The organism is Schleiferilactobacillus perolens DSM 12744 (assembly GCF_001435585.1).
Classification (GTDB): domain Bacteria; phylum Bacillota; class Bacilli; order Lactobacillales; family Lactobacillaceae; genus Schleiferilactobacillus; species Schleiferilactobacillus perolens.
This window is the reverse complement of sequence record NZ_AZEC01000018.1, coordinates 21,971-34,575: the sequence shown is the minus strand read 5'-3', so window position 1 is coordinate 34,575 and position 12,605 is coordinate 21,971. Positions and strand designations below refer to the sequence as shown.

Annotated in this window: 11 protein-coding genes; 9 read left to right on the top strand and 2 right to left on the bottom strand. The window is 50.6% G+C overall.

All coding sequences use genetic code 11. The features are described 5' to 3' along the window. Window positions 1-267 precede the first annotated feature (267 nt). The 6 genes from FD09_RS13780 to FD09_RS13755 all read left to right on the top strand — a co-directional run bounded on the left by FD09_RS13780 (window position 268) and on the right by FD09_RS13755 (window position 6,398). Entirely contained in the window at window positions 268-1,917 is a 1,650-nt protein-coding gene (locus tag FD09_RS13780) for a peptide ABC transporter substrate-binding protein (RefSeq protein WP_057822276.1), read from the top strand. A gap of 172 nt (window positions 1,918-2,089) precedes the next feature. After that, window positions 2,090-3,016: an oligopeptide ABC transporter permease gene (gene opp3b / locus FD09_RS13775; RefSeq protein WP_057822275.1), complete on the top strand. Its 927-nt coding sequence runs from the start codon at window positions 2,090-2,092 to the stop codon at window positions 3,014-3,016. Next, a complete protein-coding gene (locus FD09_RS13770) occupies window positions 3,016-4,026 on the top strand; it encodes an ABC transporter permease (RefSeq protein ID WP_057822274.1) in 1,011 nt (336 codons plus the stop codon). Before opp3b ends, FD09_RS13770 begins: the two co-directional genes overlap by 1 nt. A gap of 12 nt (window positions 4,027-4,038) precedes the next feature. Continuing rightward, window positions 4,039-5,088, top strand: a complete 1,050-nt coding sequence (locus FD09_RS13765) for an ABC transporter ATP-binding protein (RefSeq protein ID WP_057822273.1) — start codon at window positions 4,039-4,041, stop codon at window positions 5,086-5,088. A 2-nt stretch (window positions 5,089-5,090) separates the two neighbouring features. Next, window positions 5,091-6,089: an ABC transporter ATP-binding protein gene (locus FD09_RS13760; RefSeq protein ID WP_057822272.1), complete on the top strand. Its 999-nt coding sequence runs from the start codon at window positions 5,091-5,093 to the stop codon at window positions 6,087-6,089. Between the two features lie 108 nt (window positions 6,090-6,197). After that, window positions 6,198-6,398: a hypothetical protein gene (locus FD09_RS13755; RefSeq protein ID WP_057822271.1), complete on the top strand. Its 201-nt coding sequence runs from the start codon at window positions 6,198-6,200 to the stop codon at window positions 6,396-6,398. Window positions 6,399-6,470: 72 nt separating this feature from the next. Here FD09_RS13755 and FD09_RS13750 read toward each other — a convergent pair whose 3' ends face one another. Together FD09_RS13750 and nagB are read right to left on the bottom strand one after the other, a co-directional pair. Continuing rightward, complete coding sequence (locus tag FD09_RS13750) at window positions 6,471-7,418, bottom strand: aldo/keto reductase (RefSeq protein ID WP_057822270.1); 948 nt, start codon at window positions 7,416-7,418, stop codon at window positions 6,471-6,473. Between the two features lie 127 nt (window positions 7,419-7,545). Beyond that, entirely contained in the window at window positions 7,546-8,256 is a 711-nt protein-coding gene (gene nagB / locus FD09_RS13745; protein ID WP_057822269.1) for a glucosamine-6-phosphate deaminase, read from the bottom strand. Window positions 8,257-8,905: 649 nt separating this feature from the next. Between nagB and FD09_RS13740 the strand changes: the two genes are divergently transcribed. The 3 genes from FD09_RS13740 to FD09_RS13730 all read left to right on the top strand — a co-directional run bounded on the left by FD09_RS13740 (window position 8,906) and on the right by FD09_RS13730 (window position 12,579). Then, window positions 8,906-10,882, top strand: coding sequence for a coiled-coil domain-containing protein (locus tag FD09_RS13740; protein WP_057822268.1), 1,977 nt, complete (start codon window positions 8,906-8,908; stop codon window positions 10,880-10,882). Further along, window positions 10,879-12,117 (top strand): glycosyltransferase, encoded by a 1,239-nt coding sequence (locus FD09_RS13735; RefSeq protein ID WP_057822267.1) that lies wholly within the window; start codon window positions 10,879-10,881, stop codon window positions 12,115-12,117. Before FD09_RS13740 ends, FD09_RS13735 begins: the two co-directional genes overlap by 4 nt. A 138-nt stretch (window positions 12,118-12,255) precedes the next feature. Further along, on the top strand, window positions 12,256-12,579 hold the full coding sequence (locus tag FD09_RS13730; RefSeq protein WP_057822266.1) for a hypothetical protein: 324 nt from the start codon (window positions 12,256-12,258) through the stop codon (window positions 12,577-12,579). The last annotated feature ends 26 nt before the right edge of the window (window positions 12,580-12,605 follow it).

The following is a 12,605-nucleotide window of genomic DNA, read 5'->3' as shown; positions in this document are numbered from 1 at the left end:
TCACCAAGTCAACAAATAGATAGAGTGTCAGCACAAAAGTCTGAATCCCCGAGAAACCAGTGCCAATGCTGCGCAAGCTTCGGTGGCACGGCCGGTAACCCAGATTTTCGTCTGACTCCCTATTTATTTTTTTGCCCGCACAAATCCCCGTCTGACGCTTTTTTATATGAGAATAACGTGGGTGCTTTGACATTAACTTCAAAAAAATCTCTTGCATTAGTTTCTGATTAGGGTAAAATGACATTAATTATCGAGGAGGTCATTATCATGAAAAAGACTTACGGCGTTAAAATTGCCGCCGCAGCCACCGTTGCTGTCGCTTTGCTCTCCGCCTGTAGCGGAAACAAATCCAGCAGCACCGGCAGCACCGGCGCCAAAACCACCTGGTCCCGAATGGAAGGCGACATTATTTCCACCATGGACCCATCTCTGATCACAGACGCAATTTCTGGCCAAGCCGCCACTGATACCATGGCCGGCCTTTATCGTTACGACGGGAGCGACTTACAACCGGACTTGGCCACGGCAGTCGTTAAACCCACCAATTCTGGTAAAACCTATACATTTAAAATCCGCAATGCCAAATGGAGCAACGGCGACGCCATCACCGCCAACGACTTTGTCTTTGGCTGGCGCCGCACTGTTGACCCGGCTACCAAATCTCAATACGCTTATCTTTATTCGGGTATTGAAAATGCCGATGCCATCATGGCTGGCAAGAAAAAAGCCAGCACTTTGGGCATCAAGGCAGTGAACAAGTCGACTGTTGAAGTGACTTTGGAACATGCCATTCCTTACTTTGAAACCATGCTGGTCAACCCCGCGTTCTTCCCACAAAGTGAAAAAGCAGTGGATCAATACGGTTCGAAATATGGTACGCAATCGAAATATTTAGTCTTCAGCGGCCCATACAAACTGGTTGGTTGGAACGGGACCAACAACTCCTGGAAAGAAACCAAGAACGATTCCTACTGGGATAAGAAGAACGTCCACATTGATCAAATCAATGTGACAGCCATCAAAGATCCCTCCACGGCCTATAACCTGTTCAAGTCCGGCAAGCTGGATGATGCTTCCTTGACTGGCGATCAAGCTGCCCAAGCGAAGTCTGATCCAAGTTACCAAGGGGTTAAGCAGGCTTCCACCTTCTACTTGGAAATGAACGAGAAGAAGATTCCGGCCTTCAAGAACACTAAGATTCGTCAAGCAATTTCCATGACGATCAACCGGGAAGAATACATCAAGAAAGTCTTACAGGATGGTTCCATTGTGGCGCCGAACTTAACACCAAGCGGCTTGGCCACTGATCCTGCTACTAAGAAGGACTTCTCTGCAGAAGCAGCCAAGACTGGTTCTCAATACACCAAGTACAACCCGAAGGAAGCCACTAAGCTTTGGACAGAAGGTTTGAAAGAAGCTGGCTTGAAGGATCTGAACATTGAATTACTGACCGACGATGGTGAGAACTCCAAGAAGACTGGCGAATATCTGCAAAACACCTTCGAAAAGAACTTACCTGGTTTGAAGGTCTCCATCTCCACAGTGCCGTTCAAGACACGGTTAGCCCGGAGTACCGCTGGTCAATTCGATATGGTCATGGGCGGCTGGAGTGCCGACTTCCCTGACCCGATCACCTTCCTGGATCTGTTCACTTCCAATAACAGTTACAACCGCGGCAAGTGGTCCAATGCAGAATACGACAAACTGATTGACGAAAGTAAGACGACTTACGCCAATAATGCTGAAAAGCGTTGGGACGTACTGCTGCAAGCACAAGAACTGTTGACCAAGGAACAAGGGGTTATCCCGATCTATCAACGGGTGCAAGCTCACTTAGTGAAACAGGGTAAGATCTCTGGCCTGAAGACGACCCCAGGCGGCGCATACGACTTTGTTGGTGCTACCGTCAAGAAGTAAGCACGGGCCTTGCATTCATCACAAATTACCGGCAAAATAGCAGGACGTACCACTACCTGATTTTGCCCAACACATGAGGGGCTGCGAGCCAAGGTGGCTCCCGGCCCCTCGTTGTGTTCCTTGCTAATGTCTGCAATCCGCGTCTTGCCAACGAATATAAAGGAGCGACACAATGGTCAAGTACATTTTAAAAAGGATCGGCTTCCTTTTGCTGACACTGTTTTTGGTGGCCAGTATCACGTTCTTCTTAATGAAGCTGCTGCCTGGAACGCCGTTTAATAACCCGAAAATTCCGGCCGCCCAACAGGCGATTTTGGCCAAACAATACGGCCTGGATTTACCCCTGTGGCAGCAATATGTGAACTACATGGTCGGTATCGTCCACGGTAACTTCGGTGAATCCTATCAATTTGCCGGGCAAACCGTTTCCTATCTGATTTCCACTCGGATTGGGCCATCTCTGCAATTAGGGGTCCAAGCCATGATCGTCGGCACCCTGCTGGGTATCTTGCTCGGTGCCATCGCCGCGATTCGTAAAAACACTTGGGTGGACGCAGTGGCGACGATCTTTGCCATCATCGGCCGGTCCATTCCCAACTTCGTCTTTGCCGCCTTACTGCAATTCTGGCTGGCCTATAAGATGAATCTCTTCCCCATCGCTTTGTGGGATGGCTTCTCTTCCAGTATCTTGCCGACCTTGGCTTTAGCCATGGCGCCGCTGGCCAACACCGCCCGGTTTATGCGGACGGAAATGGTGGACGTCTTGAACTCCGACTACATTGAGTTAGCCAAGTCCAAGGGCGAATCCCAGTGGCAAGTGGTTGCCAAGCACGCCATGCGTAATTCCATGATTCCCATCGTCACCATTATTGGCCCGATGGCAGTAGACTTAATGCTGGGTTCCCTAGTTGTAGAAAACGTCTTTGCCATTCCTGGGATTGGTCAACAATTCGTCCAGTCCATCACGACCAACGACTACCCCGTCATCATGGGGTTGACGATCCTGTATTCCGTCATGTTAACAGTCGTCATTCTGGTGGTCGATGTGCTGTACGGCATCATCGATCCGCGTATTCGTCTGAGTGGGGAGGGTAACTAATGGCTGACAATATTAAACTCGGTGCGGATGCCTTCAAGCATGTGCAAGTGAACACCGCAGAACAAGAAAAGATTGCGGCCCCATCCCTCACTTTCACACAGGATGCCATTCGCCGATTAAAGCAAAATAAAGCGGCGTTGATCTCGTTTTGGGTCCTAGTCGTCATCGCGGTGGTCGCCATCGTGACGATCTGGTTCTCCCCGGCCGATCCCAACGCCCAACACCTAGCATATCAACATCTTCCGCCAAAATGGGGTGGCCTGGATATCCCGTTTGTGAACGGCGTGCGCAAGGGTGTGGATCTTTACGCCACCAACCACGTCCCCAAGGGCACTTACTTCCTGTTGGGGACAGACTACTTAGGCCGCGATATGCTGTCTCGGATCTTGGTGGGGACGCGGGTTTCTTTATTCATCGCCTTCTTGGCCACCTTCTTTGACCTCACGATCGGTGTCTTTTACGGCATTATCTCTGGTTGGAAAGGCGGCCTCACCGATACCATCATGCAACGGGTCATCGAAATCATTTCGTCCGTACCGAACTTGGTCGTCGTGATTTTGATGCTGCTGGTCTTCAAACCCGGTTTGACTTCCATCATTTTAGCCATTGCCATGACCGGTTGGGTGACCATGGCCCGGTTGGTACGGGCACAAACGCTGCAACTGAAGGATCAAGAATTCATCTTGGCCGCCCGGACATTGGGTGAAAGCGGCAGTAAGATTGCCTTCAAGCACCTGATCCCGAATTTGAGCTCTACGATCATCATTCAGACCATGTTCACAATTCCCACGGCAATCTTCTTTGAAGCCTTCCTGAGTTACATCGGGATTGGTTTGCCGGCGCCAACAGCCAGTCTGGGGACCCTGCTCTCAGATGGACAAAAAGTGCTGCAGATCTATCCCAGTGAACTGGTCTTTCCAGCCATCATCATCGTGGTATTGATGCTGGCGTTCAACTTGTTAGCCGACGGACTGCGGGATGCCTTTGATCCCCGCAGCAACAATCGATAGGAGGGGTGCCATATGACAGATACGATTTTGTCCGTGAAAGATTTACAAATCGACTTCAAGACTTTTGCCGGCCCCGTCCACGCGATTCGGGATGTCAGCTTTGATTTGAAACGCGGCGAAACTTTAGCCATTGTGGGCGAATCTGGTTCCGGTAAGTCCGTTACTGTCCGCTCCATCATGGGCCTGCTGGCCAACAATTCAAAAATTGTCACCGGTGAAATTATGTATAACGGTGCGGACATTTTGAAAAAAACCAAGCGCCAACTCAACGCCATGCGCGGTAACGACGTGGCCATGATCTTCCAGGACCCGATGACCAGCCTGGATCCAACCATGCCGATTGGCAAGCAGGTCGCTGAACCGTTGCTGCTGCATACCAAGATTTCTAAGAAAAAGGCCCTGGCCGAAGCGGTTCGGGTATTGAAATTGGTGGGTATTCAGGATGCTGAAGAACGGTTGAAGGACTACCCCCATCAATTCTCTGGCGGCCAGCGGCAGCGGATCGTTATTGCCATCGCAATCATCAATCATCCCCAGATTCTGTTGGCGGATGAACCGACCACCGCACTGGACGTGACCATTCAAGCGCAAATCATTCACTTGCTCAAAGAAATCCAGCAAAAAATCGATACCTCGATCATTTTCATCACCCATGACCTCGGTGTGGTGGCGGGAATTGCCGATCGGGTGGCCGTGATGTATGCCGGTAAGATCATTGAATACGGCACGGTGGACGAGATTTTCTACAATGCCCAACATCCTTATACCTGGGGCTTATTGGAAGCCATGCCGACATTGGAAACCGACACAGACCGATTGTATGCCATTCCCGGTACGCCGCCGGATCTGCTGGACCCGCCCAAGGGCGATGCCTTTGCCCCGCGGAATCCGTTTGCCATGCAAATTGATTTGGAACAGCAACCGCCTTTCTTCCAAGTCTCGCCAACTCACGCAGCGGCCACTTGGCTCCTGTATCCCGGTGCGCCAAAAGTAGAACTGCCGCCTGAAATTAAGCGACGACGCGAAATTTGGAACAGTAAATACGCCACAAAGGAGGCCTAGCCATGAGTGATGAAAAAACCACTGCCCCTGAACGGGAGATCCTGGTCAAAGTCGAACACTTAGTCCAGACCTTCAACCAGGGTAAAAAAGATGAAGTCAAAGCCATTCAGGACATTTCGTTCAACATTTACAAAGGCGAAACCTTGGGGTTAGTGGGCGAGTCCGGTTCGGGTAAAACCACCACAGGCCGCTCCATTATTCGGCTTTATCAACCCACCAGCGGCGATGTGCTCTTCGAAGGTGACAATATCGCCAAGCTGCGCAATGGCTCCAAGAAGATGCTGGCCTTCCGGCGCAAAGTCCAAATGATTTTCCAGGATCCTTATGCTTCCCTGAATCCCCGGATGAAGGTCAAAGATATTATTGCCGAAGGAATCGACATTCACCATTTGGCCAAAAACGATGCCGACCGGGACAAGCGGGTTAACGAGCTGCTAGAAGAAGTTGGCTTAAACAAAGACCACGCCACCCGGTATCCCCATGAATTCTCCGGTGGTCAGCGCCAACGGATCGGGATTGCCCGAGCACTGGCGGTGGAACCGGAATTCATCATTGCGGACGAGCCAATTTCCGCACTGGATGTGTCGATTCAGGCCCAAGTGGTCAATCTATTGAAGGACATTCAGGAGAAACAAGACTTGACCTTCTTGTTCATCGCCCATGATTTGTCCATGGTGAAATACATTTCTGACCGGATTGCCGTCATGCATTATGGCCGTCTGGTGGAACTGGCCAGCGCGGACGAAGTGTACAACCATCCACTGCATCCGTACACCCAGAGTTTACTGTCCGCGATCCCCATTCCGGATCCAGATATTGAACGAAAACGGGTACCGATTCCTTACGACGCCAGTCGCGCGGAAGATGAACGGCCGCGGAAGATGACGGAGGTCTATCCAGACCACTTCGTTTTTGCGGCAGAAGACGAGATTTCGCAGTACAAGGCGGCCGCGGTGAAGAGCCACTTGAAAGAACAATCCGAACCGATCGGGGTGCAGTAATTCTATCAAAAATAATTGCTGCGTTCCTTCAACCGGGAATATACTATAGATAACTTGTGATGCCGAGTTTTTGTCCTGTCTGAAACGGACTAAGGAGAGCCTTGTATTATGGCGAAGAAGAATACTCAAATTGGCAATCTGGTCTGGTTGTTAATCACTTGCAGTGGTGTCATTGTGTTGAATCTTACCGGCCAACGGTCTTTCTTGAGTCTGCTGGCCCAAGGATTGTTCGCGGTGGGTGCGGTGCTTCTGGCAATTAGTATGGTACTGAATGTACGGCATCAGCGGGCTGAGGCCAAACGACGTTAATATTGTTCCACTGTCAAAAAAGCTAACGGATACTCCTGAATTCAGGAATATCCGTTAGCTTTTTTATTCAGCTTACTTGTCTAAATTTTGAAATGTTTGATCGATCAGCTGGTATTCGTCTTGACTCAATTGCAGATCCAACGCCTGCACATTTTGAACAACCTGTTCTGGTTTGCGGGCACCAGGAATCACCACGCTGATATTGGGATTGGCCAGATACCACGCCAAGAAAACATCCGCTAATTGTGTATGATGTTTCTCCGCGATCGGCCGGATCTTTTCGACAGAGGCTTGATTGGCCTGGAAGCGGGTGCCGAAGTTGATCGGATCGTGATCAAACTGCCAATCACCGTCGCCAAATCCCTTAGCGTCCTTGTACTTACCCGTCAGCAAGCCCAATGCCAGTGGCTCATAAGGGACAAAAGAGATGTGATTATCCTGCAGATACGGCCATAATCCCTGTTCTGCCTCGCGCTGAACAAGGCTGTACTTGCCCTCGACGATATCGACATACCCGTCTTGGTTAGCCTCCTTGACCTGATCGAGCGAGAAGTTAGAAACGCCAATGGCCCGAATCTTGCCGGCTTTCTTTTCCTCTTCCAGTGCTCCGACAGCTTCATACTTGAGGGTGTCCTTGTCTGGAAAATGAATGTAAAAGACGTCAATATAGTCAGTTTGCAGACGCTTTAAAGCATCATCCACGGACTTTTTTAAGAACTCTGGACGGTTATTCGGGGCCAATTTTTGCGCTGGATCGTGGGCGGCTTTAGTGGCCAACACAATTTTGTGCCGGTCATAGTCTTTGATCACTTGACCAATGATCTCTTCAGAGCGGCCCAATCCATACATGTACGCAGTATCGAGCATTTCAATGCCGTGATCCAGGGCGGTCCGCACAACTTCTGCGCCTTGAGCGTCGACTAAGTCAGGGAACAGGTTGTGTCCGCCGACTTTGTTTGTGCCGAGACCCAACGGTGTCGAAACGACATCGCTTTTACCAATTTTAACTTGCTCTGCCATATGTATTCCTCCAATTGACTTAGATCGAGACTTGTTTACGTCTCTTATTATCCGCGGACTGTCAAGAAGACGAAAAGAGCTGAGGCAAAATTTGCCCCAGCTCTTTTCGTCTTCTACGTGAAATTAGTTACTTGTTGCTCAGTTTGCTGGCAGCAGCTTCGTCGACGATGACGGTAACGTTGTTGTGGTTTTGTAAGGCGCTAGCGGGCACATGGGTAGTGACTGGGCCTTCGATCATGGCCTTGATGGCGTCGGCTTTGTTTTCGCCGTATGCCATTAGCAGAATGTGCTTAGCGGTCAAGATGGAGCCGATCCCCATGGAGTATGCAAAGCGTGGTACGTCTTCTCCGTTTTCGAAGAAGCGAGCATTGGCATCAATCGTCGATTGGGTCAACGGTACTTTGTGGGTCTTACCAGCTAATGGTGAACCAGGTTCGTTGAAACCGATGTGACCATTACGGCCGATACCCAAGATTTGCAAATCGATTGGATTGCCGGCAATGACTTCATCATAACGAGCTGTTTCTGCATCGGCATCTTTGGCTAAGCCGTCTGGTAAATAGCTGACCGCAAACGGCTTTTTATTAAACAAGTGTTGTTGCATAAAGTAGTGGTAGGATTGCGGATTATCCGGTGCCAGGCCAACATATTCATCCAAGTTGATCGAAATCTTGTGGGAGAAGTCCAAATCAGAAGCCACTAAGTCTTCGTAAAGCGTGATCGGTGTGCTGCCTGTGGCTAAGCCGAAAACTTGCGCATTATTTGCGAGTTCATCCTTAAAAATTTCAAACGCCTTGTGGCCACCCTCTTGGGCATCCTTAACAGTGATAATATTCATGATCAATCCCCTTTTCATCGTTCGTATCCATTCTTACTGGTCTAGTCCAATTTTAACACCTCACTGTGTGCTGTCAAGCACGCCACTTATCGTGTTTGCAGCGTTTTTTTGCGACTAATCCAGTCATTCCAACGTCACAGATGACCATTCGTGATACGCTGACAACAAAAATATTTTTCACGGGGAGGGATTGGGTGTTTTCCTATTTTGGCGAACCAGTGCGGGCGGCCCAGTTTATTCGTGGGGCGTTTCGGAATGGGAATATGTATACGCTGTGGCAACCGGAGTGGGCGGCGATGCAGAAATAAATGAGTATTCAGCTGATACCGAAGCATTTGATGGACGCTATAGGTAGTGCCAATGCGGAGCAATCGGAGGTGGCAGGGGGGCTCAGCTGTGGAAACCACACCGCGCGCGGTTTTTGCGCACGGATGTGGTTAGGCGTCTTGAAGACCGCGCACTTTGCGGGCTTCAAGCGCCGTCACAGCGTTCCAGCCCCCTGCCACCGGAGATTGCGCAGCATTGGCACGGCGGGGGTGGACTCAGCCTCCCCTAAACGGTCGGCTGCGCCCTCTCAATTCTTTTCCCAAATCTTAACTATTTCTAGTACAATATAAGAGAAACCATCTTCTGCCACGGGGGGCTAACCATGAGATTATTCAAAAGTAAGGATAAGTCTGAGCATTCTGCTTTGACCACACTGTTATCCAGTAACCAACAAGAATCCGACGATTCAGATACCCATTCGACCGATACATCGACAGCAACTGCTGTTGCGCCTGCACCCACCGAGGCGCCGCAAGCGGCTGATTTGCCTGTGAACACGGCACCGGCGGCCCCCGCAACACCGGTCGCTGCGCCCGTCACTGACGATTCGGCAGACACCACTGGCATCGCGCCGTTGAAGCAGCAAATGAAGGATTTGGCAAAACAATATCAGAGCCTGCGGGAACAATTGCAGACGAAGATGTTTGCCCGCCGGGATGCCATCAAGCAGCAGTTGCGGGAAATCAGTGCCAATGAAAAACGGATCAACAAACAACTGGCCGCCATTGAAGCTGAACAAAAACAACTCACCGGCACCAACGATGCCGATTTAACGGCCCAACAAGACCAGTTGAGCCACGAAAAAGATACCTTGCAAAAACAAATCGCCAACTTGGAACAACAAGTGGCCAACATCAAGAAGAGCATCAGTGAAAACGACGACGCCATTGCTCAAAACAAGCAGGCGCAAGAACAAAACGAAGCCAAAAACGCCGAATTAGCCAAAGAAATCAAGGATGAAGCCGACCTAGTCGCTGTCGTTCAACTCATTGAGAAGAACAAGGACCAAGTCTTTTCTCTGCGTCAGCAACATGATCAACTGATCAAAGAGGCCACCGCGTTCCAAGAAAAGGGGGCGCGTCTCAATGACGAGTTGACCAACACGCAAGATTCGTTGAACGAAACCAATCACAAGATGGACGCTAACACCAAAGACAGCCGCCAAGTCGTACAGCGCCTGGAACAAGCCAAGCGGGAACGCCACGCCCAGTTGAATGCCTTAAAGACTCGGCAAAAAGAAGCCACCCAGCAGCAACAGGATATCCAGACCCAGTATGCCGCGCAGCAAAAGGCCCTAGCCGCGATTCAAGATGATATTCAACACGTGTTTAATACCGATCACCTAATTCGGCTGTTTCAATTACAAAAAGATCATCAGTATGGCGTTTTAACCCCCGACTTTTCCCGGGATGAATCCAGTGACATGGTAGCGATCTTCCGGTATTTAGAAGACCACGCTCAGCAGCCAGCCATCTTTATTAGTTATGCCTACGATCCGCACCTGGCTAACCATGTCCAGGACTGGGCGGTGAAGAATCAACTGCATACACCGACCGTCTTTAACCTCTTCACGGAATTACAGAAGAGTGCACCCAACACGGCCCAACAAATGACCATTCCCGACAACGATCACTGGCGCAGTGAGTGGAATAAGGACCGTTCCGCGCGGGATATTTACGATGGCAACAAACGCCTGATGCATGTGGTTTATCAGGATGCCGATCACATTGCTCGGATCGATTATTACTCAGAAAACAAGTTGTCCAAGCGTTCTGAGTTCAATGAACACGGCCAGCTCAGTCGCACCCTGACCTACAGTGAAGACGGTAATGTTCAACAAATTGACTATTACCGGATCGAAGGCACCTTAGTATTGAGCTTCCATTATGTGGATAAACAGGTCGACAACATTCAGATGTTGGATACCAACGGCCTGCTTTACACCGTCTTCAACGATCTGGATGACTTGGCTTATTGGTGGTTGAATGCCTTCTGGAAGCAGCATCCGGAATTGATGGTGATTGGCCGGCCGGAAGACACCATTTTCCAACAACTGGCTCCTGATTTTGCCTCCCAGCAATTGCCCTATTTCCCCCATGTGACTAGCGCGCCAGATGCTGTGCAAAAGCAATTGAAGCAGCACCGCTGGAACCAAATGTTAGTGGCCACTCCGACCGATCAACAGGCCTTGAGTAAAATTGCTGATCGTGACTTGGCCGTCGATTATGTGGCCACGGCTGATGCGGACACCTTGCCCCAGGCTTTGACGCTGACTGCCACGGATCAAGAGGCCCAATGACTGCATTACTGATTTTCGTCGTTCTCTTCTGGGTCATCGCAATGTGGGGCATGATCATGAATGTGGTCTTATTACTGGTCAAAGTGCCCGCACCCCCGGTGACGCCCCGGCCGCGGTTACCCAAAGAGATCTTTTTACTCATGCCCATGCATGATGAAGAGGCCATTGTCCAGGCCGCGGTGGACCGCTTCACCCGCCTGCAATGGCCTTTGGCGTATGGTCAGCTGCATTTGGTGGTGATCGAGGACGGCAGTCAAGACCATACCAATGATCTGTTGACTCAGGCTGCCAAACGCTATCCCACCATCCATGTGCTTTATCGGCGGCAAGATGTCGGCGGCCATGGCAAGGGCGCGGCTTTGAACACCGCACTGATTGCAGTCCGCCGCTGGGCCAAGCATGGCCCAGCCGACACAGTGGTGGGCGTACTGGATGCCGATGGGCAAATAAGCCGCCACGACCTGCGCACCGTAGCTGACTATTTTGCCAATGATCCCACTCTCGCCATGGTTCAAACCGGCGTCCGCGTGCTGGGTACTGATCACTGGCTGGCCCGGGTCCAGGACTTTGAGTTTGCCGTCCTGAATGCGTTAGTCCAAAACCTCCGCAGTCATCTGGGCAATGTGGCTGGCAGCGGCAATGGCCAGTTCTTCCGGCTGTCTGCTCTGCATCAGATCCAATGGGGCAATACCTTGCTGGAAGACTTCGAAATCTCCACCCGCTTGTTGCTGGCTGGATTCCGTACTGCTTATCTGATGACCGCGCGGGTCAAACAAGAACCGACGTTAGCCATCCAAACGTATTTGCGCCAACGGATCCGCTGGGCCACTGGCGGCTTACAGGTCGCTCACCGTTTTGGTCAAGATATCCGCCATGCCGACCGCTTGTCCCTGATCGCCCGGTTAGAAATGACCTTGTTTACTTGGCTGCCCCTCACCGGGCCGTTGATGGTCCTGCTCAGTCTAGGCGCTATCGCCTGGCAAGTTGCCAACTGGGCCGCGACGGGCACGCCCAACAGTGCAGTGATCTTCATCTTTTTCTTATTGCTGCTAGAGTATCTCTTTTACATCATCCTCTATACCCGTATGAGCCAAGGCAGCTGGCGAACGGCGTGGGGCTTATTCTGGTCCTTGCCCGTCACCGCCTTGCTGATATTGCCTATTTCCCTGGGCGCCATCTGGCAGTATTTACGCCACGACAACCACTGGGCCAAGACCACCCATGGCGTTTTGTGACGCTTTCTCATTTCTCCGTCGCTAATTCTAACCAATTGGCGGCGTTTTTTGATAGAATGAAGGCAAATGATACAAGGATCAGAATAATGGATTGGTCCTGTTAAACTTGTTCCTGCTGACCAGAAAGAAGAGAATTCGATGACAGTCTTTGATATGTTAAAAATGATTCAAATTGATCACCAGCCACTTACGGCCCCGGTCGTGGTCATGACCGACGTGACGGGGAAACCCAATGCCGTCCTGACTGATTTACTCCATGATGTGTTAAACAAAATGGAGCTGTTTGTGAACTTGGCTGACTCGCCTGATGCGGAAGCTGTGATTGAGGACTTACACAACTCGACGCCGCTGCGCGATGACGTCTTGGATGAATACCACAAGATTCTAGATCAACCCGTCAGCGGACTCAATATTGCCCGCCGGAAACAATTGGTAGAAATTATCTACGACGAATTTGTCTGACCCGCTGGTACTGACTTAGTCAGCCC

What these genes read in the sequence shown, in the direction of transcription:
- FD09_RS13755 (WP_057822271.1), top strand. Translation starts at nt 6,198, where the DNA reads ATGGCGAAGAAGAATACTCAAATTGGCAATCTGGTCTGGTTGTTAATC.
- FD09_RS13730 (WP_057822266.1), top strand. Translation starts at nt 12,256, where the DNA reads ATGACAGTCTTTGATATGTTAAAAATGATTCAAATTGATCACCAGCCA.
- opp3b (WP_057822275.1), top strand. Translation starts at nt 2,090, where the DNA reads ATGGTCAAGTACATTTTAAAAAGGATCGGCTTCCTTTTGCTGACACTG.
- FD09_RS13750 (WP_057822270.1), bottom strand. Translation starts at nt 7,418, where the DNA reads ATGGCAGAGCAAGTTAAAATTGGTAAAAGCGATGTCGTTTCGACACCG.
- FD09_RS13740 (WP_057822268.1), top strand. Translation starts at nt 8,906, where the DNA reads ATGAGATTATTCAAAAGTAAGGATAAGTCTGAGCATTCTGCTTTGACC.
- nagB (WP_057822269.1), bottom strand. Translation starts at nt 8,256, where the DNA reads ATGAATATTATCACTGTTAAGGATGCCCAAGAGGGTGGCCACAAGGCG.
- FD09_RS13780 (WP_057822276.1), top strand. Translation starts at nt 268, where the DNA reads ATGAAAAAGACTTACGGCGTTAAAATTGCCGCCGCAGCCACCGTTGCT.
- FD09_RS13760 (WP_057822272.1), top strand. Translation starts at nt 5,091, where the DNA reads ATGAGTGATGAAAAAACCACTGCCCCTGAACGGGAGATCCTGGTCAAA.
- FD09_RS13765 (WP_057822273.1), top strand. Translation starts at nt 4,039, where the DNA reads ATGACAGATACGATTTTGTCCGTGAAAGATTTACAAATCGACTTCAAG.
- FD09_RS13770 (WP_057822274.1), top strand. Translation starts at nt 3,016, where the DNA reads ATGGCTGACAATATTAAACTCGGTGCGGATGCCTTCAAGCATGTGCAA.
- FD09_RS13735 (WP_057822267.1), top strand. Translation starts at nt 10,879, where the DNA reads ATGACTGCATTACTGATTTTCGTCGTTCTCTTCTGGGTCATCGCAATG.